We start from the raw sequence: 20,664 nt of genomic DNA, 5'->3' as shown, positions 1-20,664 counted from the left end.
CCGTGTGTGACGGGCGGTCGGCCGACCGCCCGGAGTGACGGTCGCACAGACTAGCGACTCGACGTCGCCCACCGGCCCGGGGGTGATCAACCGGTACCGAATCACGACGCCGTCAGGACCTCCGGCCACCCGGGAGGTGCCCGGCCCCTCAGCCGGTGACCGGGCCCACGGCCCCCTGCCGGTCGTCCGTCACCACGAGGTCGTCCATCGCCACAAGGTCGTTCGCCACCACCCGGTCGTTCGCCGTCGTCCGGTCGGCGGCCCCGGCCGCACCGGCGGCCAGCAGCCGCAGCCCGGCCTCCGCGGACGAGCCCGGCGCCGCGCTGTAGAGCAGCATCCGGTGGCCGGCCGCCTCCGGCAGCGGCAGCGCCTCGAACGCCAGCGTCAGCCCGCCCACCATCGGGTGCCGGAGCTCCTTGGTGCCGAACAGGCAGTCGTGCACCGGGTGGCCCGACCAGAGCGCCGCGAACTCCGCGCTCTTCATCGACAACTCGCCGATCAGCTCCGCCAGCCGCCGGTCGTTCGGGTGCCGCCCGGCGGCCAGGCGCAGGAACGCCACCTGGGCCCGGGCCTCGGTCTCCCACTGCGGGTACAGCGCCCGGGTCCGCGGGTCAAGGAAGAGCAGCCGGGAGAGGTTGGGGCGGTCGGCCGGGCGGTCCGGCGCGGCGGGGGCGAGGGGACCGGCCACCAGGGCGTGGCCGAGGGGGTTCCAGGCCAGCACCTCGTTGCGCCGACCGACCACCACCGCCGGGACGTCCGTCATCGCCCCGATGAGCTGCCGGACCGCCGGCCGGACGCGCTCCGACCGCTCGGCGGGCCGGCCCCTCGCCGCACGGGCCGGGCGGGCCAGGTTGCGCAGGTGGGCGTGCTCGTCGGCGTCCAGCCGCAGCGCCCGGGCGACGGCGTCCAGCACCTCGTCGGAGACGTTCCGGCTCTGCCCCTGCTCCAGCCGGGTGTAGTAAGTGATGCTGACGCCCGCCAACTGCGCCAGCTCCTCGCGCCGCAGCCCGGGCACCCGGCGGCGGGTCCCGTACGCGACCAGCCCGACGTCCTCGGGCTGCAGCCGGGCCCGGCGGGTGCGCAGGAACTCGCCCAGGTCGCCCAGGTCGCCCGCGGCGGCCGGGCCGGTGGCTCCCCGCGCTCCGGACGGGCCGGCCGGGTCGTCCCCGTCCGTCGAGCCGGTCGCTCCGCCCTGGCCTCGCGGTGTCTCGGGTGCGTTCATGACCCCAGTCAACAGCGTCGGGCGGCGCCCAGCCTGCCCCTGCCAGTGCCACCCTCCGCGGGGGGCTGGGTGGGTGGTCCGGCGCCGCGCAGGCTGCTGCCGTACCCGGATCAATCCGGAGACCGCGGAGCCCCCGGAGACCCGCCCCCCGGCGACCCGGAGCACCCGGACTCCCCCGTCGAAAGGCAGCGGACCGATGACCGCCACCCTGTCCGAGGCACCACCCGCCCGCCCGGCCGCCGCGGGCCCGACCGGCCGGCAACGACTCGTCCTGGTCGTCCTGCTGGCCGCCCAGTTCATGCTCGCGGTGGACTTCTCGATCCTGAACGTCGCCCTGCCGGTGATCGGCCAGGGGCTCGGCTTCCCGCTCGGCGGCCTGCAGTGGATCGCCACCGCGTTCGCGCTCTGCGCGGCCGGCTTCACCCTGCTGTTCGGCCGGGTGGCCGACCTGGTCGGGCGGCGCCGGGTCTTCCTGGCCGGGCTGGCCCTGCTCGCCGTCGCCTCGCTGGCCGGCGGCCTGGCCACCACGCCCGGCGTCCTGCTGGCGGCCCGGGTCGCGCAGGGCCTGGCCACCGCCGCCGTCACCCCGGCGGGCTTGGCGCTGCTCACCACGGCCTTTCCCGAAGGGCCGCTGCGCGAGCGGGCGCTCGGTCTGAACGGCGCACTGATGTCGGCCGGCTTCACCTCCGGAGCGGTGCTCGGCGGCCTGCTCACCGACCTGCTCAGCTGGCGCTGGGCGTTCTTCGTCAACGTGCCGGTGGCCCTGGCCGTGCTGCTCACCGCGCCCCGGCTGATCGCCGAGAGCCGCCCCCGCCCGTCGACCGGCGCTACGGCCACCGGGGCGACGGCCACCGCGGGCCGGCCGCGGATGGACCTGCCGGGCGCCTTCACCGTCACCGGGGGGCTGCTCGCCCTGGTCCACGGCCTGACGACGGCCGGCGAGCACGGCTGGGGCGACCCGGTGGCGCTGTCGGCCCTGGCCGTGGCCGCGCTGCTGCTGGTGGCGTTCTGGCTGGTCGAGCAGCGCGCCGCCGCGCCGCTGGTGCCGGTCCGGGTGCTGCGGCGGCGCACGGTGGTCTGGGGGAACGCGGCCGGGCTGCTGGCCTTCGCCACCGAGACCTCGCTGGTCTTCGTGCTGACCCTCTACCTCCAGCGGGTGCTCGGCTTCTCCGCCCTGGCCACCGGCCTCGCCTTCGGCGTGCTGGGTGCGGGCACCGTGCTGGGCGGCCTGCTGGCCCCCCGGGTGCTGGGCCGGCTCGGCGGCCGGGGAGCCCTGCTGGCCGGCTTCCTCGTCCAGGCGGCGGCGACCGCCGCGCTGCTCCTGCTCGGCGCGGACCGGGCCTGGCTCGGTCTGCTGCTGGCGGCCGCCTTCGTCGGCGGCGTCGGCAACATGGTGGCGATCGTCGGCTTCATGGTGACGGCCACGTCGGGCCTGCCGGACGAGGAGCAGGGCCTGGCCACCGGCGTCGCGACGATGACCCAGCAGGTCGGCATCGCCCTGGGCACGCCGGTGATGAGCGCGGTCACCACCGCGACGGCGGCCGGCGGCTCCGTGCTCACCGGCGTCACCTGGGCGATCGGCGCCAACACCGCCTTGGTCCTGCTCGCCGGGACGGCCACAGCGCTCTTCCTCCGGCGCGGGTGAGCGGCCCCCGGCACGGGCGGACGCCCGGGGCGGGCCGGCGGCACCGCCGGCACCGGCGGCACCGGCCGGAACGACACGGGGGCGCACCGCCGAGCGGTGCGCCCCCGTCCCGGTCTCCGGACGATCAGCCGTCGATCGTCTTGCGGAAGGCCTCGGCCACCGAGAGGAAGATCGTGTTGCCCTCGGCCTCGCCGATGGAGATCCGGACGCCCTCCGGGAACGGGCGGACGATCACGCCGGCCGCGGCACAGGCGGCCGCGAACTCCTGGGAGCGCTCGCCCAGCCCGAGCCAGACGAAGTTCGCCTGCGAGTCCGGGATCTCCCAGCCCTGGGCGCGCAGGCCGGCGACCACCCGGGCGCGCTCCTCGACCAGCGCCTCCACCCGGACCATCAGGGCCTCCTCGGCCCGCAGCGAGGCGACGGCGGCGTCCTGGGCGATCCGGGTGACGCCGAACGGCACCGCGGTCTTGCGCAGCGCGTTGGCCACCGGCTCGTGCGCGACCGCGAAGCCGACCCGCAGGCCCGCCAGCCCGTAGGCCTTGGAGAAGGTCCGCAGCACGCAGACGTTCGGGCGGTCGCGGTAGAGGTCGATGCCGTTGGGGACCTCGGGGTCGCGGATGAACTCGATGTAGGCCTCGTCGACGACGACCAGGACCTCGGCCGGGACGGCGTCCAGGAAGCGCTCCAGCTCGGCGCGGTGGATCACGTTGCCGGTGGGGTTGTTGGGGTTGCAGACGAAGATCAGCCGGGTCCGCTCGGTGATCGCGGCCAGCATCGCGTCCAGGTCGTGGTCGCCGCCCGCGGTGAGCGGGACCGGGACCGGGGTCGCGCCGGCGACCTGGGTGATGATCGGGTACGCCTCGAACGAGCGCCAGGCGAAGATCACCTCGTCGCCCGGGCCGGCGGTGGAGAGGACGAGCGACTGGGCCACGCCGACCGAGCCGGTGCCGGTGGCGATGTGCTCGACCGGGACGTCGAAGCGCCGGGCGAGCTCGGCGGTCAGCTCGCTGACGCCCATGTCCGGGTAGCGGTTGAACGAGCCGGCCGCATTGACCGCCGCCTCCAGCACGCCGGGCAGCGGGTCGTACGGGTTCTCGTTGGAGGACAGCTTGTAGGCGTCGGCGCCGGCCGGCTTGCCGGGCTTGTAGGTGGGGATGCCGTCCAGGGTCGGCCTCAGCCGGGGCCCCTGCGGTGCCGTTCCACTCACGGTCCTGCTCCTTCTCTTCTCTCCGTCGGGCCGCGCGGCCCTCGCCGCGCCCAGCCGCCTCCGGTGCGATCGCGCCCGTCCGGACGGGATCACCGCCGGACCCGGGAACCCGCGACGCGTCCGGACCACCCCGGTCGGGTGCCCTGAACGATACCGACCCGCGCTCACCCGTAGGAGTGAGATGCCCGGTCGGGTTACAGGCGCAGATCAGCCATTCTGCAGGGTTCCTATGGCACATGTCAGAGGTAAGACGGCTGGTTTCGTGCGGGTATCGAAGGGGCGCGCACGGGCTCACTCTTGGAGAAACGTATCTCCAATGGCCCCCGATACGCCGGTCACAGACCCTTGTCAGGAGCCATACGATCGGTCCGCCATGACAGCAGCAGCCAACCAGAGCGGTCGGCGACCCACCACCTCACGGCGTCTGGAGCGGGCCGGCATCCGGGATGTGGCAGCAGCCGCCGGAGTGTCGATCACCACCGTCTCCGACGCGCTGAACGGTAAGGGCCGCCTGCCCGACGAGACCAGAAGCCGGGTGCGCGAGGTCGCCGAGCGCCTCGGCTACCGCCCTTCCGCCGCCGCCCGCACCCTGCGGACCGGCCGGTCCGGCCTGATCGGGCTGACCGTCACGACCTACGGCGAAGAGCCGTTCACCTTCACCGAGTTCGCCTACTTCGCCGAGATGGCCCGCGCCGCCACCAGCGCCGCCCTCGGTCGCGGCTACGCGCTGGTGGTGCTGCCCGCCTCCTCCCGGCACGACGTCTGGGGCAACATCGCCCTCGACGGCACCGTGGTGATCGACCCGCCGGACCAGGACCCGCTGGTCAGCGAGCTGTACCGGTCCGGCGTCCCCGTGGTCAGCGACGGCAAGCCGGGGAACTGCCCGGTCACCGCCTGGGTCGACAACGACCACGAGGCCGCCGTGCTCGGCATCCTCGACCACCTCTCCGAGGCCGGCGCCCGCCGGATCGGCCTGCTCACCGGCACCAGCACCGACACCTACACCCGCCTCTCCACCGAGGCCTACCTCGGTTGGTGCGCCAAGGTCGGCCAGGAGCCGGTCTACGAGGCCTACCCCGCGCACGACCCGGCCGCCGGGGCCGTCGCCGCCGACCGGCTGCTCGCGCGCCCGGACCGCCCGGACGCCGTCTACGGCCTGTTCGACCCGAACGGCACCGACCTGCTCGCCGCCGCCCGCCGGTACGGCCTTCGGGTGCCGGACGACCTGCTGCTGGTCTGCTGCAGCGAGAGCGACGTCTACGCCGCCACCGAGCCGCCGATCACCACGCTCTCGCTCAAGCCGCGGCGGATCGGCACCACCGTCGTCAACCTGCTGATCGACGCCATCGAGGGAGTGGACTCCGGAACGGGCGTCGACATCGCCCGGCTCTTCCCGCCGCGCTTCCGCACCGCCGGCACCGGCCCGCCGCCCGGCACCCTGATGCCCACCGAGCTGATCGTCCGCGCGTCCTCCCAGCGCCGGAGCCCGCGCACCACGGTCAGCCCGCCCCGGCCCCCGGGCGAGACGTAGCGGCGGGACGCGGGGCCCGCCGGCCTCGCGCCCCGCCCGGGGACGGGCGGGGCGGCGACGCACCCCGGCCCCCGCCGGGGTCGGTCTGGACCATGCCCAGCCGGGACAAATCGGACCTGACGGCCCGCCCGGCTGACGCTCCGGAGGATTGGATACCCACCAGGTGACGACGCCGGGAGAGTGGTCTTCCTATGATGGGCGAATGACACCCGAGGACCGCTTCCCCGGGCCTGAACACCCGGACTCAGGCCCCCGCCACCAGCCGGACCTCGACGTGCTGCCCTACGGCACCTACTACGAACCCGAGCCCACCGGGTACGCCGAGGCGGCGTACGAGTCGGAGACGTACAGCGGCTACGGCGGCGCCCGCTGGCTCGAACAGCACTGGCCGGCCGGCGGCCACGACCCGCAGGCCGAAGCCCAGCACGGTCAGCACGACCCGCAGGCCCAGGCCCAGCACGGCCAGCACGACCACCAGGCCCAGGCACAGGCGGCCCAGCACGGCGGGCACGCCCCGCAGGCCGCGCACCCCGGGTACGAGCCGACCCTGGTGGACCACCCCTCGCCCGCCCACGGCGGCGAGGACCCGCCGACCATCGAGCTCGGCCCGCCGCTGCCCGAGCCCGGCGTGCCCTACCACCCGTACCCCGCGCCGGCCCCCAACGAGCCGCCGGGCCCGCTCTACGTCGTCGGCGACGTGCACGGCTACCTCGAGGAGCTGCTCGCCGAGCTGCGCCACCAGGGCCTGATCGACGCGGACGGCCACTGGGCGGCCGGCCGCTCCCGGATCTGGTTCCTCGGCGACTTCACCGACCGCGGCCCCGACGGCATCGGCGTGATCGACCTCGTCATGCAGCTCGCCGCCGAGGCGGCCGCGGCCGGCGGCTACTGCCGGGCCCTGATGGGCAATCACGAGCTGCTCTTCCTCGGTGCGGCCAAGTACGGCGACGAGCCCGTCCAGTCCACCGCCGGCACCGCCTCCTTCCTCGCGGCCTGGCGGCTCAACGGCGGCCAGCAGCACGACCTGGACCGGCTGGAGGCGCACCACATCAGCTGGCTCTCCCGCCTGCCCGCGATCGGGCTGGAGGACGGCCACCTGCTGCTGCACTCGGACACCACCGCGTACCTGGAGTACGGCGACTCGATCGCCGAGGTCAACGACGCCGTCCACGACCTGCTCGCGGACGAGGGCGTGGACGAGTGGTGGGACTGCTTCCGCCGGTTCACCAAGCGCTTCGCGTTCCGCGGCGAGGCCGGACCGATGGCCGTGCACGAGCTGCTCGAAACCTACGGCGGCACGCGCATCGTGCACGGGCACAGCCCGATCCCGTACCTCACCGGCGCGGTCCACGCCGACGACGGCCAGCCGCCGCACATCCCCGGCCCGTACGTCTACGCGGACGACCTCGCGGTGGCCATGGACGGCGGCGTCACGATGGAAGGCCGGCTGCTGATCGCCCGACTGCCGATCTGACGGACCGTCTCCGCCCCTTCACTCGAACGGCAGTTCCGGCGCCCGCCCCGGACCGCACGCGCGGTCCGGGGCGCGAAATTCCGGAAACCTACTGTCAGCGCGGCCGCACCCGCCCCTACCATCGAGGCACACCACACCCGGCCGCCCGTGTGGCGCCCCTCTCCGTGCGCACGGCACCGCGGAGCGACCGGGACCTGCTGAACGGGGTCCCCATGAACAACGCCCCGCATCTGCTCGCCGAGGACCGCCCGGACTTCGAGCGCCTCCTCGACGACGCACTGCGCGACGGCACCGTCCTCACCGCACTGCGCGCACCCGGCGCCCTCACCACCGCGGAGCTGCGTGCCCAGGCCCTGCTCGACGCCGACGGCCTCGCGGCCGCGGCCGGCACCGAGTACGAGCACTACACCCGGCTGCGCGCGAACCTGCGGAGCATGCCCGCACCACCCGGCCCGGACGGCGAGCCCGCCGCACCGGGCCTGCTCGCCCAGCTGGGCTCGGCGAACGGCGGCGCCGGGCTGTTCCCCGTCCTCACCGTGCTCACGCCGATCCTGGCCTGGGCGGCCGCCCTCGTCCTGCTGCTGCTCGGGTACACGCTGCGCGCCGCCGATCCCGAGGCGGCGCTGAGCCGGTCGATCCTCACGGCCGGCTGGGTGGCCCTGGCGGCGGGCGTGGCCGCGATGGCGGTCGGCATCGTCGGACTGGTCCTCACCGCGGTCCGCGACGGCTCCAGACCGTCCGTCCCCGCCGGCACCGACCCGGAGCTCGCCGCCGAACTCGGCGAGGCCCACCGCGAGTGGCAGCGGGCACTGCGCGACCGGGCGCTGCTGCCCTACCTGCACGCCGCCCTGCGCGGCGACGCCGGGCCGACGGCGGCGATGTCCACGGCGGCGGCCCCGGGGTCGGCGGGCGCCGCAACGGCATCGGCGGCCCCGGTACCCGGGCAGGGCGGCCGCCCGAAGCCGGACCGGTCCCGGGCCCGCGGCAGCGACTCCACCGGCCCCGACGGGTCCGACACCGGCGGGCCGGACTTCAGCAGCCCCGGTTACACCGGCCCGGGCTTCAGCAGCCCCGGCGTGGAGGGGCTCACCGACCCGCAGGGCCGGGAGCCGCGCACGGCGGCCTTCACCCCGCCGGACTTCACCGGACCCGGCTACACGCCCCCGGGCTTCACCGGCCCCGACGACGTCTGAGCCACCGACGGCGTCCGGGCCCGCGACGCGTCCGGGCCCACGGCGGCGCCCCGGCCGCCGACGGCGTAAGAGCTCCCTGGGCGGGGCGGTGATCCGCCGCCGGCCTCACACCGCGGCCTTGAGCACCCGCAACTCCGGCGGGCCGTCGAGCAGTTCCGACGTGAGCTCGACCGAACGGGCCAGGTGCGGGCTGGTCAGGTGCTTCTCGAACGCCTCGCGCGACGCCCACTCCTCCACCACCACCCAGGACCGCGGGTCGTCCGGGTCCACGTAGTTGCGGTAGGAGATGCAGCCCGGCTCCGCCAGGCTCGCCGCGGCCATCACGGCGGCCTGCGCCCGCACGTCCGCCTCCCGTCCGGCCTTGGCGCGCAGCACCGCGACCGCCGTGATCCGCCGGGACATCGTCGTTCCCCCTCGCTCCGAGTCGTCTCCGGTCCGAACCGACCGGCCACCCCAAGATCTTCCCGCACCGCCCCTTCCCGGCCGGTGGTCGGGAAGGGGAACGGCGGGCAGGGGGACGGCGGGGAAGGAACCGGCGGTCCCGGCCCGCCGGCCGGCTCAGCTGCGGCGGGCGCGCCTCGCCACGGTGACCGCGGCCGCGCCGACGGCCAGCAGGACCCCGCCCAGGACGGTCGGCACGGTGACGTCCGGCGCGCCGGTGTCGGCGAGCTCGGTGCGGCCGGTGGTGCCGGCGAGTCCGGTGGCGGCGCGCGGCGACGCGGAAGCGGTCGCGCTGGGCTGGGCGGTGACGGCGGCCACCGGGGCCACCGACGGCGCGGCGGGCGCCGGGCTGGTCGGGGCCGCGGTCGGCGCGGTCGACGCGGTCGGCTTCGGCGCGGGCGCGTTCGGGTCCACGCAGGCGGGGGCGCCCGCGACCGGCGTGGCGGCGACCTTCTGCTCGGCCCAGAAGAGGGTCGACCCGGCACCGGGGAAGTGGCCGAAGCCGAGACGGGCGTCGGCCGAGGTCCTGAAGCCGGCACCCAGCGTGATCCGCGCGTTGATCACCCGGTCGTCCACCGGGCCGGCGCCGTACGCGGCGAGGTCGACGCCCTGCCCGTCCAGGCCCCTGGCGCCCAGACCCACGTGGTGCCAACTGCCGTCCTTCGGGTCCTGGAGCTCCAGCCGGGCATCACAGGCGGCCGGGCCGTCCATCGAGCCGAAGCCCTGCCCGGCCCAGAGGAAGAAGACGGCCCCGTCGAGGTGCCAGTCGAACCTGTTGGCGGTCCTGACGGAGACGGTGAACGGGTGCGGCTTGCCGTCGGCCGGGATCGCGGCGGGCAGGCCGTCGATCGCGGTGGTGAGGCCGGTGGTCCTGACCCCCTTGACGGGCGCCTGCGCCGTCCAGTCCTTGGCCTGTCCGTCCTTGCCGAACGTCGGAGCCAGGAAGGCCATCAGGTCGACGTCGTCGAAGGGGCCCATGTGTGCGGACTGCAGCAGCTTGAACCGGAGCTTGAAGGTGTGCGCCGAGTGCGGCGGCAGCTCCACCGGGGCGCCGGTCAGGTCGGCGGCCACGCCCTGGTGGCCGCTGGGCTTGGCCCCGAGGTCCTGGTCGACGAGCCGCACGGGCTGCCAGGTGCTCGCCGCACCGTCCGCGTACTCCGCGGCGACCTGGTCCACCCCGAGCATCCGGCTGCCGACGTAGAGCACGAGGTGCTGGTCGGTGACGGCCGCATCCGTGTCGTTCCTGACCGTCACCGTGCCCTCGGACCAGCCGCCCCCGGCCTCGACGGAGGCGAACCCGTCGATCCGGAGACCGGTCCCGGTGTCGCTCCCGGCCGCCTGGGCGGGCAGGGCGAGCACCAGCGGGGAGGCCACCAGCGTCGCGGCCAGCAGTGCGTGACGAAGCTTCAAGTCGACCCCAAAAGTGACGGATTACCGCGAATCTCCGGGCGGCAGCGCGTGGATACCCCCCACCGCGCGGGGCGCAGACTATCCGATCTTCATCTCGGATTGTCAACCAACTAATTCCGAAGGGTGGACCGCTTCACAGCGGAGCGGAGCGGGAAATCGACGACGGGGGAATTCAGGCGGAATCACGCCGGGCGGCGTCCGACGCGGCCCGGACGAACTCGCGTACGCGCTCGGTCGTGTTGGACTCCCGCCAGACCAGTCCGCGCTCGATCGGCGCCGCGTCCTCGATCGGCACGTAGGCGATGTCGGGGCGCGGATAGTACTGCCGGGAATGCTCGCCGACCGGCAGTACCCCGCGGCCCAGGGCCACCAGGGAGAGCATCTCGGAGAAGGTGCTGCCCACCGGCCCTTTCGGCACCGGCCGCCCGGACGGCGTACGGTCGGGCGTCCGGTCCCGCTTGAACCCGATCGAGGTGACCTCCGGGTACTGCACCACCGGATGGTCGGCCAGCACCTCCAGCGAGACCGACTCCGCCCGCGCCAGCGGGTGTCCCGCGGCCACCGCCAGGACCCGCCGCTCGACCAGCAGCGCCGGGCCGACCGCCATGCCGTCGAACGGGAAGGAGGCGAGGAGCACGTCGACGGAGCCGTCCTCCAGGCTCGGCCGGGAGTCGGAGAGCTGCACCTCGCGGACCTCGACCCGGCAGCCCGGGTGCCGCTCGCCGAACAGGTTCACCGCCCGGCCCAGCACCGCCGCGGTCCACTCGCCGAGGAACGCCACCCGCAGCTCCCCGGTCACCCCGCGCCCGGCCTCCACCGCCCGGCGCACCGACTCCTCGATCCCGGCCACCAGCGGGGCCAGGTCGTCCACCAGCCGCCGGCCGATCGCGGTGGGCCGGACGGCCCGGCTGGTGCGGTCGAAGAGCCGGGCTCCGATCCGCCGCTCCAGCTTCCCGATCACCTGGCTGACCCGCCCGGTGGTGACGCCCAGGCGCGCGGCGGCCCGGCCGAAGTGCAGCTCCTCGGCGAGCGCCAGCAACGCCTCGATCTCGTGCCGCTCCCACATGCGCACCGCCCGATCGTTGAGCCTGACTCAACGATCGTATTGCAGTTCGGCATTGATCGTCCCGGCCGGGCGGCGGATCGTGGAGGACGTCACCCCACCCACCACCACCCCGGGAGCCACCCATGGCCGCCGTCCGCGTCAAGGCCTTCGACCACCTCGTCCTCAACGTCCGGGACGTCGAGCGCTCGCTCGAGTTCTACCTCGGCCTGCTCGGCCTGGAGCCCGTCCGGGTCGAGGAGTGGCGAGCGGGCGAGGTCTCGTTCCCGTCGGTCCGGATCGACGGGCAGACCATCATCGACCTGTTCGCCCGCCCGCGCGGCGAGTCCAACGTCGACCACCTCTGCCTCACCGTCGAGCCGCTGGACTGGCAGGAGGTCGTCGACTCCGGCGTCTTCACCGTCCTCGACGGCCCCGGCCCGCGCTACGGCGCCCGCGGCACCGGCACCTCGCTCTACGTCGCGGACCCGGACGGCAACACCGTCGAGCTCCGCTGGTACGCCGAGGACGCGGAGGGCGCCGAGGACGCCGAGGACGCCGAGGGCGCCGAGGACGCGGAGGGCGCGGAGGGCGCCGACGCCGCGGCCCGGGCCGCGTAGGCCACGCGCCGGTGCCGGATGGCGTACGCCCGCGTGCCGACCTCTCGACCGTGTCCGTAATGTCCGGATCGGACCAGTGAACCGATTCGAGAGGTGACCGGTGGCCCTCCACAACGCACAGGAGCAGGCGGCCGACGCGGCCGTCGACATCTTCGCCTCGCCGCTGAGCGAGCGCCCGCTGCCCAAGCGGGCCATGCCGGACTTTCCCGCGCCTCCGCCGGTGGTCTTCCAGCTGCTGCGCAACGAGCTGCTGCTGGACGGCAACGCCGCGCAGAACCTCGCCACCTTCTGCACCACCTGGATGGACGACGAGGTCCGCCGACTGATGGACCTGTGCCTCGACAAGAACATCGTCGACAAGGACGAGTACCCGCAGACCGCGGAGATCGAGTCACGCTGCGTGAACATCCTCGCGGATCTCTGGCACGCCCCGGCCGGCTCCGGCGGCATCAACGCCGTCGGCTGCTCCACCACCGGCTCCAGCGAGGCCGCCATGCTCTGCGGTCTCGCCCTGAAGTGGCGGTGGCGCAACCGCCGGCAGGCCGCGGGGCAGTCGACCGAGCGGCCGAACCTGGTCTGCGGGCCGGTGCAGGTGTGCTGGGAGAAGTTCGCCCGGTACTTCGACGTGGAGCTGCGGCAGGTGCCGGTGGAGCCCGGGGCGACCGGCCTCCAGCCGCACCAGCTGCGCGACCACGTCGACGAGAACACCATCGGCGTGGTCGCGATCCTCGGGGTGACCTACACCTGCACGTACGAGCCGGTGGCGGAGATCGCGGCCGAGCTCGACCGTCTCCAGGTGGAGACCGGCCTCGACGTCCCGCTGCACGTCGACGCGGCGTCGGGCGGCTTCATCGCGCCGTTCCTCCACCGCGACCTGGTCTGGGACTTCCGGCTGCCGCGGGTCGCCTCGATCAACGCCTCGGGCCACAAGTACGGGATGGCCCCGCTCGGCGTCGGCTGGGCCCTCTGGCGCGACCAGAACGCCCTGCCGGACGGGCTGGTCTTCCACGTCGACTACCTCGGCGGCGACATGCCCACCCTCGCCCTGAACTTTTCCCGCCCCGGCGGGCAGGTGGTCGCCCAGTACTTCATGTTCCTGCGGCTCGGCCGCGAGGGGTACCGCCGGGTCTACCAGGCGTGCGCCGACACCGCGCAGCACCTCGGCCGGCAGATCGCCGAGATGGGCCCCTTCACCCTGCTCTACGACGGCGTCGGCGCGCTGCCCGCCGTCTCCTGGACGCTCACCGACCCCGACTCGGTCGGCTGGAGCCTGTACGACCTCTCCGACCAGCTCCGCATGCGCGGCTGGCAGGTGCCCTCCTACCCGCTCCCGCCGGACCGCCAGGAGACGGTCATCCAGCGCGTCCTGGTCCGCCACGGCGTCGACCGCGACGAGATCGAACTCCTCGCCGACGACATGCGCAGGGCGATCAAGCACCTCGACGAGGGCCACCCCCACGACGCGGACCGCGTCGGTTTCCACCACTGAGAGGTTCACGACGAGGAACCCCAGCCGATGCAGGGCTGGGGTTCCTCCGTGCGGTGGTACGGGTCAACAGGTCGGGTCGGGCCCGTTCCCTCGGGCCGGCCGGCCGCACCCGACCGTGATCACGCGGACCGGGCGGGTCAGCGCTGCAGGGTGAGGAGGCCGGGGCGGTACGGCAGTTGGTCGTAGGGGCCGCCCGCGGTGGGGGACTTGCCCTGGTAGAGGAACTGCAGGTTGCACGGGTCGATGGTCATGGTCTGGTCGGGGTTGCTGCGGACCAGGTCCCCGTGGCTGATGTCGTTGGTCCAGGTGGCACCGCTGTTGGCCTTGCCCGCGAAGGGGTTGCTCTCGCTGGCGGCCTGCGGGGTCCAGGAACCGTTCAGGCTGGAGGCCGTGAACGAGCGGAAGTAGCGCCCGTTCGCACCCTGCGCCTCGACGATCATGAGGTACTGGTTCTGGTCCTTGACCTTGTAGACCTGCGGTGCCTCGAACAGGTTGTTCGCCGTGTCGCTCATGACCGTGGTGTAGGACGAGCCGAAGTTGCCCGGGAAGTTCCCGATCGGCATGCTCGCCCGGTAGATGCTGCCGTTGTCACCGGCGAAGAACAGGTACATGTTCTGGCCGTCGGCGATCAGGGTCTGGTCGATCGGGCCGGTGCTGGACTTGGGGATGCTGCCGGTGAACAGGGGCTGCGGCGCGGACCAGCCGTTGGGGTTGGTCGGGTCGCTGGAGGTGCGGTAGATGAACGGCCACTGACCCCACTGGTAGGCGAGCACCCAGATGTTCTTGGGCGCGAAGTAGAACAGCGTGGGTGCCACCGCGGACTGGCTCATCCCGGTCTGCCCGGCGGACGTCATGTCGGACCAGTCGGTGAAGGGGCTGAACATCATGGAGCCGTACGACGTTCCCGACACGTCCGACGCGTAGACCAGGTGCTTTCCGTTGTAGACCACGTCGGTGAAGTCCTTGACCGAGGCCCACCCGTTCTTCGGCTGCGCGAGCGCCCCCGTGGAGGACCACCGGTAGCTCGACGGAAGGGCGCACGTGCCGCCCGGCGCGGGTGTCGTCGGGGCCGGAGCCGGGGTGGGCGACCCGGCCGACCTGAAGGTCCAGTGCTGGTTGGCGGCGCCCCAGGAGTCCCAGATCTGGACGGCGGTGCCGTTGGCGGTCTGGTTGCCGGGGGTCTCCAGGGCCCGGCCGCTGGCGACGTTGGTCAGGGTGTAGGAGCCGTCGCCGTTCCGGGCGGCCTTCCAGTGCTGGTTGGCGCCGCCGTTGTCGTCCCAGACCAGCAGCTTGGTCCCGTTGGCGGTCCGGCCGCCCGGCTCGTCCAGGACCCGGCCGCTGGCGACGTTGGTCAGGGTGTAGGAGCCGTCGCCGTTCCTGGTGACCTTCCACTGCTGGTTGGTGGCGCCGCTGGCGTCCCACACCTGGAGCGGGGTGCCGTTGCCGTTCTGCCCTGCGGGCTGGTCGAGAACACGTCCGGCGGCGCCCACCGCGGAGAGCGTGTAGACGGTGCCGGAGTCGATGCCACCGCCCGGCTTACCGCCGCCGGCGCTGCCCAGAGTGGCGAGTACCGTGGTGTAGGCGGGCTTCCTGTTGCCGTTGTTGTCGAACAGCAGCGCGTTCTCGCCGGTGCGCCAGGAGTCGCTGTCCCGGATGCCCCACACCGTGATACCGGTGCAGCGCGCGACGGCGAGGCAGTCCTTGACGGCGTTGTCGTACGCCCCGGCGGACGCCTGGGCGATGTCGAGCTCGGTGAGCTGGACGTCGACGCCGAGCGCGGCGAAGTTGGACAGCGTGGTCCGGAAGCTGGCCGGGGGGCCGCCGGCGCCGAAGTGGCTCTGGAAGCCGACGCAGTCGATGGGCACGCCGCGGGACTTGAAGTCCTTGACCATGGCGTAGACGCCCTGGGTCTTGGCGTCGTTCCAGTTCTCGAGGTTGTAGTCGTTGTAGCAGAGCTTCGCCGAGGGGTCGGCGGTGCGGGCCGTGCGGAAGGCCTCCTCGATGAAGCCGTTGCCCAGCACGTCCTGGAACACCGAGCTGCGGTGCTGGCCGCTGCCGCCGTCCGCGAACGCCTCGTTGACCACGTCCCAGGCGTAGATCCTGCCCTTGTACTGGGTCATCTCCTGGGTGATGTGGTTGTTCATCACGCCGCGGAGGGTGTTGGCGTCGCCGATGGAGCGGACCCAGCCGGGAAGCTGGGAGTGCCAGACCAGGGTGTGGCCGCGCATCTTCTGGCCGTGTGCGGCGGCGTGGTTGACGATCGAGTCGGCGGGAGCGAAGTTGAACGACCCCCGGGAGGGCTCGGTGGCGTCCCACTTCATCTCGTTCTCCGGGGTGACCATCTTGAATTCCCGGTCGAGAACGGTGGAGTACGTCGAGTCGCCGAGCCGGCCCGTGGACACCGCGGTGCCGAAGTAGCGGCCGCTGACGGCCGCCGCGTCGGCGAGGGTGGTCGGCGTGCCGGCGTTCGACGTGAACGCGGCCTGGGCGACCAGCGGTACGGCTGCGCCCACGGCGGCGAGCGCCACGGCGGCGGCGACCAGGCGGCGGGTGGGCGGCCGGCGGCGATGAGAACGGTTCTGATCTGGCAACAACTTGTCCCTCTGGCGCAGTGGGCCTCGGTCTCGGCCACGGTTACCCGCCAGTTGCCGCCACCGCACACGAAGGTTGCCGTGATCGGCAGAACTTTCCGTCGAGCCGGGCTCGAGGCGTTCCCGGCGCCGGCCCGGCGGGCGTCTCGTCCTCGGTGTTCCGTCAGGCGCGGCGGGGCCGCAGGCCGTTCGGCCTGCGGCCCCGCTCGAAGGGGTCGGGATCAGGAGGGGTCGCCGTACTGGAGACCGCGACCGTTGGTGCCGATGTACACCCGGCCGTAGGTGTCGGGATCGCCGGTGACGATGCCCTGGCCGGCGAAGTTGCCCCACTGGTGGGCGTCGTCGTTGATCCGGACCCAGCTGGCGCCCTGGTCGGTGGAGCGGAAGACGCCGGCGACGCCCTTGACGGTGCCGATCAGGTACAACGCCTGGTACGAGGTGCCCGGCGCTGCCTTGCCGAAGCCGAGGGCGGAGGCGGACTGCACCGAGGACAGCGTGGTGAAGCTGCGGCCGCCGTCGGTGGAGTGCAGCAGACCCGTCCCGCCGCCGGAGAGCCACAGGTCACCCGCGACACCGGGAACGGCGCTGAGCTTGCCGCCCGGCAGGTTGGCGGCGCGCGCACCGAAGGTCGCACCGCCGTCGGTGCTGGCGTAGAGCGTGCCGTTGCTCAGCGAGTAGAAGGTGTTGGCCGAGGACCGGTCGGCGACGACCACGGCCCCGTTGCCCAGACCGTTGACCTTCGACCAGCTCGCGCCCCGGTCGGTGGAGCGGTACGGGGCCTGGCCGGCCTCGGTCCAGACGAAGCTGGAGCCGTCCGCCGCGATCGCGATGTGGCCGCTGTCCGCACCGGGCACCGGCTCGCCCTTGAAGCCGGTCCAGGTGTGGCCGCCGTCGGTGGAGAGGGCGCCGTCCTGCTCGCCGCCCCTGCCGACCCGGACCACCAGCGAGGGGTTGGACTGGGCGAAGTCGAGGGAGGTGCTGTTGTAGATCGTCGGGTTGACCAGCCGCCCGGCCGGCTCCTTCTTCAGGTCGTCGTAGACGAAGCCGCCCTGGTCGCCCATCGAGGTGATGAGGGCGGCGGCGCCGGGCGGGGAGACGGCGTCGTACAGCGCCGTCTCCTCCAGCCCACGGGCTCCGATGGTCCAGTGGCTGGTGCCGCCGTTGTCGGTCGCGTTGGCGTCCTTGCTGGCCCAGATGCCGTTGCCGGTGCCGTACATCACGTGCCCGGAGTCGAACGGGTCGATGCTCAGGGCGGTCATCCAGTGCCCGATGCCGGTGCCGAGGTACGGGGCGATGGAGGCGTCCCGGACGGACTTGTCGGACTGGGCCTTCCAGGACGCGCCGCCGTCGGTGCTGCGGTAGACCTCGTCCTGCGGCCACCAGCGGTCCAGCGTGGTGACCATCACCGTGGACGGCTTCTGCGGGTCGACCGCCAGACCGGCGAACCCGTAGCCGCCCTGGGACGGCGAGACGTTCTTCCACGCCCCGCCGGAGGTGCTGTACTTCCACACCGAACCCGCCGTCACGCCGTTGGGCCCGGGGGCGTTGCTGTACGTCAGGTACAGCGAGCCGTCGCCGGAGAGCACGCCGTGCTGCGGTACCTGGCCGGTGGGCTGACCGGAGACCGCCTGCCAGGAGTTGCCGCCGTCGGTGGACCGGTACAGGTTGGTGGACCTGTCGGCGACGCCGACGTAGATCGTGTTGCTGCCCGCCGGGCCGTACGTCACGAAGGAGATGCCGGTGCCGAAGCTCGCGCCGTCCTTGACCGGGAACGAGGAGACCTGGTTCCAGGTCTGGCCGCGGTCGGTGCTGCGCCACAGGCCGTTCTTGCGGGTGCCCAGCAGCAGGTTGTCGTGGTTCGCGGGGTCGATCACCAGGCGCTCGCCCGCCCCGCGGCCGTCCTCGTTGCCGCCCAGCTTGAACGGCAGGTCGGTGCGCTGGAAGGTGCGGCCGCGGTCGGAGGAGCGCAGGATCGAACCGTTGCCGGCCCAGTCGTTGGTGTAGGTGCCCGCCGCGAGGTAGAGCCGGTCGGGGTCGACCGGGTCGGTGGCCAGCGACTCGATGCCCAGCAGGTTCCAGTCCTTCTGGCCGACCCAGTCGGTGAGCGGGATCCACTGCTCGGCCCCGGTGTCCCAGCGGTACGCGCCCCCCATGTCGGTGCGGGCGTACAGCAGGCCCTTCTCCTTCTGGTTGAAGACCAGGCCGGTGACGTAACCGCCGCCCACCACCGGGGCGTTCTGCCACACGTACGGGCCGGACCCGGTCTGCCCACCGCCGCTGCCGGCGACCTTCACCAGCTTCCACTGCTGGTTGGCACCACCCCACCCGGGCCACTGGATGATCTGCGCGCCCTGGCCCGTGGAGTTGCCCGTGACGTCCAGGACCTGACCGCTCTTGCGGGAGGTGAAGGTGACGGCGTCGGATCCGCTCACATCGCCGATCCGCCACTGCTGGGACGCTGAGGAGCGGTCCGTCTGCTGCTCGGCGGCAGCCCCCTGGGCGGTCGAGTCGCCCGCTATGCCCAGCACCTTGCCACTGTTGCGGTTCACCAGCTCGTAGTAGCCGTCCCCGGTGGACTTCAGACTCCACTGCTGGTTGGCGGTGTTCTGGTCGGTCCACTGCTGGACCCGGGTGCCGTCGGCGGTGGAGAAGCCGTTGACGTCCAACACCTTGCCGCTGCGTACCGAGACCAGCCTGTAGTAGGCACCGCCGTCGATCGTCGCGGCCTGGGAGTCCTCGTGTACGAACACGAAGTACGACCCGACGGTGAGGGACACACCGAGCGCCAGAGCGGTGGCGCTCAAACGACGACGGTGGCGCCCGCGGCGCCTGCCGTTCGGGAGGTTGCTCATGGGTAGACGTTCTCCTTGCGGACTGTGCACCAGAGAAGGGTGATCCGGACACCGGAACGGCCGGATCTGTCCCCTTGTGGTCACCGGCCCCGCAAAGGGTTGCCGCGAGCCGGAAACCCGTTCTGACTGCGAAGCGCCGTCCCGGAAGGCGAAATCCTCCCGGGACGGCGCTCGTCCGTAGGACACGTCGAGGGGACATCCAGCGCGGAGCGGAATGATGTGATTGCCGCATGACCGGCTCTCACAACGACGACGAACCCCCCGAGCACCTGCGCTATGCCCGATACCTGCGAGCCTTGGACAGCGTCACGGAGGCGGAGGAGGCCGACCTCCTGGCCACCGTTCTTCGTGACGACGACGCAGCCATGGCCGAGAGCGCTGTGAACTATCACCTCGAACGCCGGGCGGCCCAGCAGCTGACCATCCCCCAGTTCCCCACCTGGGCGACGATGATGGCCACGATCATTGGCGACCGCGCCTTCCTCACCCGTCGCCTGCGCGAGTGGACGCTGCTCAGGTCTGTCGCGCTGGACGAGCCCTGGACCGACGAGGAACTGCTGACCGCGTCCGACTGGTTCCAGCGCACGGCCGCCGCCGCCCAGTTCGTCACTTCCCCTGCCGCCCTCAGCCTGCTAGCCGAGCATGGACGCACCCGCCGTGTCCGCAACGCGGCGAGCCGTGCACTTGAGGCGCACCCAGGACGACGGCATGTTCGACCGGTTCGCTGATCACGTCGAAGAACTCTGGAGTCGCGGGCGCAACATCTGGGAGGCAGCACAGCATGGCCAGGCGTGACTACGAGGACGACCCGAACGCACCGAAGCCCAACAGCCTCGTCCCTGCTGCCTCGGTGGTCGGAGTGGACGAGACCGGCCGCATCCTGCTCCAGCGACGTACCGACAACGGGATGTGGGCGCTTCCCGGAGACATGATGGAGTTGGGCGAATCACTGGCGGGGTGCGGCATCCGGGAGACCTTCGAAGAGACCGGCGTCCACGTGGAGGTCACGGGCATCGCCGGGACCTACACCAACCCCGGCGGGGAAGGGCTCAGCCGGGCGCGGGTGTCAGTCCGCCAGGGGGAGGTAGACCTTGTTGCCGTGGGCCTTGAACTCCTCGGACATGGCCTGCATGCCAGCCAGGGCCTCGGCGTCGAAGTCGGTCCGGACGGCGCTGGAACCGTCGCCGTGCTCGTCGCGGATCTTCTGGGAGATCTTCATCGAGCAGAAGATCAATCAAGGCACCACTACGAAGACACGAAGAGTCGCGTCGGTCAGCGCTGGATCGAGGAGAAGACCTCGATCTCGCACTTTGCCGCGCCACTGCGTTTGATCCTCGCGTCGCTGGTGATCAGTGGTACGCCCAGGGCTTCTGCCAGAGCGACGTACTGCGAGTCGTAGGCGCTGAGGTTGGCGTTCAGCTTCTTCACACGGTCCCAGAAGGGAAAGGTCTCGCGCTTGGTGATGGGAAGTACCCGGTACGCGGCGACCGCCCTCTCCATCTCCCTCTCGATCAACTTGCCGCCACGATGCATGCCGAGGAGGGCCGACTGGATCTCGTAGTCCAGGAGGGTTGGCGCGTACACGTCCCCCGCCTCGGACAGCCGGCCGCGGACGAGCTTTCCGTCGGAACCCTGAGCCGTGAGAGCCAGGACGAGGGCGGAGCAGTCAACGACGATCAACGTCCGGCTCGCCCCTCATCGATGGCAGCGAGGACATCGGCCGCACTGACGTCGGCGGTGGTCTCCCGGTCGAGCCGCGCCATCATCTCCGCCATTGTGGGCTTGGACGTCTCCCTGGCGATCAAGTCCTGCATGAACGCCTGCAGTGACTTGCCTGCCTGAGCTGCGCGGACCTTCAGGGTCTGGATCTGGTCGTCCGGGACATCCCGGATCGTGAGGGCAGTCATGTCTGCACTATAGCTCCGATATCTGCAAAATGCAGGCGGT

General features: G+C 72.6%; 16 protein-coding genes and 2 pseudogenes. 8 read left to right on the top strand and 10 right to left on the bottom strand.

Features of this window, described 5'->3' with window-relative positions; all coding sequences use genetic code 11:
• Nucleotides 1-148 precede the first annotated feature (148 nt).
• Nucleotides 149-1,222, bottom strand: a complete 1,074-nt coding sequence (locus tag MCM47_RS10345; protein ID WP_238860600.1) for a helix-turn-helix transcriptional regulator — start codon at nt 1,220-1,222, stop codon at nt 149-151.
• A gap of 196 nt (nt 1,223-1,418) precedes the next feature.
• Here MCM47_RS10345 and MCM47_RS10340 point away from each other — a divergent pair, with 196 nt between their 5' ends.
• Complete coding sequence (locus MCM47_RS10340; protein ID WP_238860598.1) at nt 1,419-2,867, top strand: MFS transporter; 1,449 nt, start codon at nt 1,419-1,421, stop codon at nt 2,865-2,867.
• A gap of 124 nt (nt 2,868-2,991) precedes the next feature.
• Here the strand turns inward: MCM47_RS10340 and hisC are convergent, their stop codons facing one another.
• Nucleotides 2,992-4,074 carry a histidinol-phosphate transaminase gene (gene hisC, locus MCM47_RS10335; RefSeq protein ID WP_238860596.1) on the bottom strand — a complete coding sequence of 361 codons (1,083 nt, stop codon included), beginning with the start codon at nt 4,072-4,074 and terminating at the stop codon, nt 2,992-2,994.
• 373 nt (nt 4,075-4,447) lie between these two features.
• On the opposite strand from hisC, the gene MCM47_RS10330 reads away from it, so the two are divergent.
• The 3 genes from MCM47_RS10330 (at nt 4,448) to MCM47_RS10320 (ending at nt 8,272) form a co-directional block, all read left to right on the top strand.
• Nucleotides 4,448-5,605 carry a LacI family DNA-binding transcriptional regulator gene (locus tag MCM47_RS10330; RefSeq protein WP_238860594.1) on the top strand — a complete coding sequence of 386 codons (1,158 nt, stop codon included), beginning with the start codon at nt 4,448-4,450 and terminating at the stop codon, nt 5,603-5,605.
• A gap of 202 nt (nt 5,606-5,807) precedes the next feature.
• Complete coding sequence (locus MCM47_RS10325; RefSeq protein WP_238860591.1) at nt 5,808-7,079, top strand: metallophosphoesterase; 1,272 nt, start codon at nt 5,808-5,810, stop codon at nt 7,077-7,079.
• A 212-nt stretch (nt 7,080-7,291) separates the two neighbouring features.
• Nucleotides 7,292-8,272, top strand: a complete 981-nt coding sequence (locus MCM47_RS10320; protein WP_238860589.1) for a hypothetical protein — start codon at nt 7,292-7,294, stop codon at nt 8,270-8,272.
• A 105-nt stretch (nt 8,273-8,377) separates the two neighbouring features.
• Here MCM47_RS10320 and MCM47_RS10315 read toward each other — a convergent pair whose 3' ends face one another.
• From MCM47_RS10315 to MCM47_RS10305, 3 genes are all read right to left on the bottom strand, one after another.
• The gene (locus MCM47_RS10315; RefSeq protein ID WP_238860588.1) at nt 8,378-8,674 is read right to left on the bottom strand and encodes a putative quinol monooxygenase; all 297 of its coding nucleotides are present in this window, start codon (nt 8,672-8,674) and stop codon (nt 8,378-8,380) included.
• A 156-nt stretch (nt 8,675-8,830) separates the two neighbouring features.
• Nucleotides 8,831-10,123, bottom strand: coding sequence for a hypothetical protein (locus MCM47_RS10310; RefSeq protein ID WP_238860586.1), 1,293 nt, complete (start codon nt 10,121-10,123; stop codon nt 8,831-8,833).
• A gap of 172 nt (nt 10,124-10,295) precedes the next feature.
• Nucleotides 10,296-11,189, bottom strand: coding sequence for a LysR family transcriptional regulator (locus MCM47_RS10305; RefSeq protein ID WP_238861404.1), 894 nt, complete (start codon nt 11,187-11,189; stop codon nt 10,296-10,298).
• 122 nt (nt 11,190-11,311) lie between these two features.
• On the opposite strand from MCM47_RS10305, the pseudogene MCM47_RS10300 reads away from it, so the two are divergent.
• Together MCM47_RS10300 and MCM47_RS10295 are read left to right on the top strand one after the other, a co-directional pair.
• Nucleotides 11,312-11,698, top strand: a pseudogene (locus tag MCM47_RS10300) (VOC family protein); the annotation flags it as partial.
• Nucleotides 11,699-11,885: 187 nt separating this feature from the next.
• A complete protein-coding gene (locus MCM47_RS10295) occupies nt 11,886-13,274 on the top strand; it encodes a glutamate decarboxylase (protein ID WP_238860583.1) in 1,389 nt (462 codons plus the stop codon).
• Between the two features lie 137 nt (nt 13,275-13,411).
• On the opposite strand, the gene MCM47_RS10290 is transcribed toward MCM47_RS10295, so the two are convergent.
• Nucleotides 13,412-15,817, bottom strand: coding sequence for a non-reducing end alpha-L-arabinofuranosidase family hydrolase (locus MCM47_RS10290; RefSeq protein ID WP_238861402.1), 2,406 nt, complete (start codon nt 15,815-15,817; stop codon nt 13,412-13,414).
• 269 nt (nt 15,818-16,086) lie between these two features.
• Entirely contained in the window at nt 16,087-18,717 is a 2,631-nt protein-coding gene (locus MCM47_RS10285) for an RICIN domain-containing protein (protein ID WP_238860580.1), read from the bottom strand.
• Between the two features lie 230 nt (nt 18,718-18,947).
• On the opposite strand from MCM47_RS10285, the gene MCM47_RS10280 reads away from it, so the two are divergent.
• Nucleotides 18,948-19,445: a hypothetical protein gene (locus MCM47_RS10280; RefSeq protein ID WP_238860578.1), complete on the top strand. Its 498-nt coding sequence runs from the start codon at nt 18,948-18,950 to the stop codon at nt 19,443-19,445.
• A 53-nt stretch (nt 19,446-19,498) separates the two neighbouring features.
• Nucleotides 19,499-19,753: pseudogene (locus tag MCM47_RS10275) on the top strand (NUDIX domain-containing protein); the annotation flags it as partial.
• A gap of 30 nt (nt 19,754-19,783) precedes the next feature.
• Here the strand turns inward: MCM47_RS10275 and MCM47_RS10270 are convergent.
• From MCM47_RS10270 to MCM47_RS10260, 3 genes are read right to left on the bottom strand one after another with little or no spacing between them, the layout of a single operon-like run.
• Nucleotides 19,784-19,936, bottom strand: a complete 153-nt coding sequence (locus tag MCM47_RS10270) for a thiamine biosynthesis protein ThiC (protein WP_238860576.1) — start codon at nt 19,934-19,936, stop codon at nt 19,784-19,786.
• A 53-nt stretch (nt 19,937-19,989) separates the two neighbouring features.
• Nucleotides 19,990-20,397 (bottom strand): type II toxin-antitoxin system VapC family toxin, encoded by a 408-nt coding sequence (locus tag MCM47_RS10265; protein WP_238860574.1) that lies wholly within the window; start codon nt 20,395-20,397, stop codon nt 19,990-19,992.
• Nucleotides 20,394-20,624 carry an antitoxin gene (locus MCM47_RS10260; RefSeq protein ID WP_238860572.1) on the bottom strand — a complete coding sequence of 77 codons (231 nt, stop codon included), beginning with the start codon at nt 20,622-20,624 and terminating at the stop codon, nt 20,394-20,396. The genes MCM47_RS10265 and MCM47_RS10260 overlap by 4 nt, the downstream gene beginning before the upstream one ends.
• Nucleotides 20,625-20,664: the final 40 nt, after the last annotated feature.

Source organism: Kitasatospora sp. A2-31 (assembly GCF_022288725.1).
Lineage (GTDB): Bacteria > Actinomycetota > Actinomycetes > Streptomycetales > Streptomycetaceae > Kitasatospora.
Note: the sequence above shows the minus strand (reverse complement) of the source record. Positions and strands in the feature narration are given on the sequence as shown.

Bases quoted from the DNA above. Each gene is read 5' to 3' on its own strand.
- MCM47_RS10285 (WP_238860580.1), bottom strand. From the start codon at position 18,717: ATGAGCAACCTCCCGAACGGCAGGCGCCGCGGGCGCCACCGTCGTCGT.
- MCM47_RS10315 (WP_238860588.1), bottom strand. From the start codon at position 8,674: ATGTCCCGGCGGATCACGGCGGTCGCGGTGCTGCGCGCCAAGGCCGGA.
- MCM47_RS10270 (WP_238860576.1), bottom strand. From the start codon at position 19,936: ATGAAGATCTCCCAGAAGATCCGCGACGAGCACGGCGACGGTTCCAGC.
- MCM47_RS10305 (WP_238861404.1), bottom strand. From the start codon at position 11,189: ATGTGGGAGCGGCACGAGATCGAGGCGTTGCTGGCGCTCGCCGAGGAG.
- MCM47_RS10320 (WP_238860589.1), top strand. From the start codon at position 7,292: ATGAACAACGCCCCGCATCTGCTCGCCGAGGACCGCCCGGACTTCGAG.
- MCM47_RS10325 (WP_238860591.1), top strand. From the start codon at position 5,808: ATGACACCCGAGGACCGCTTCCCCGGGCCTGAACACCCGGACTCAGGC.
- MCM47_RS10345 (WP_238860600.1), bottom strand. From the start codon at position 1,222: ATGAACGCACCCGAGACACCGCGAGGCCAGGGCGGAGCGACCGGCTCG.
- MCM47_RS10280 (WP_238860578.1), top strand. From the start codon at position 18,948: ATGACCGGCTCTCACAACGACGACGAACCCCCCGAGCACCTGCGCTAT.
- MCM47_RS10330 (WP_238860594.1), top strand. From the start codon at position 4,448: ATGACAGCAGCAGCCAACCAGAGCGGTCGGCGACCCACCACCTCACGG.
- MCM47_RS10340 (WP_238860598.1), top strand. From the start codon at position 1,419: ATGACCGCCACCCTGTCCGAGGCACCACCCGCCCGCCCGGCCGCCGCG.
- MCM47_RS10260 (WP_238860572.1), bottom strand. From the start codon at position 20,624: ATGACTGCCCTCACGATCCGGGATGTCCCGGACGACCAGATCCAGACC.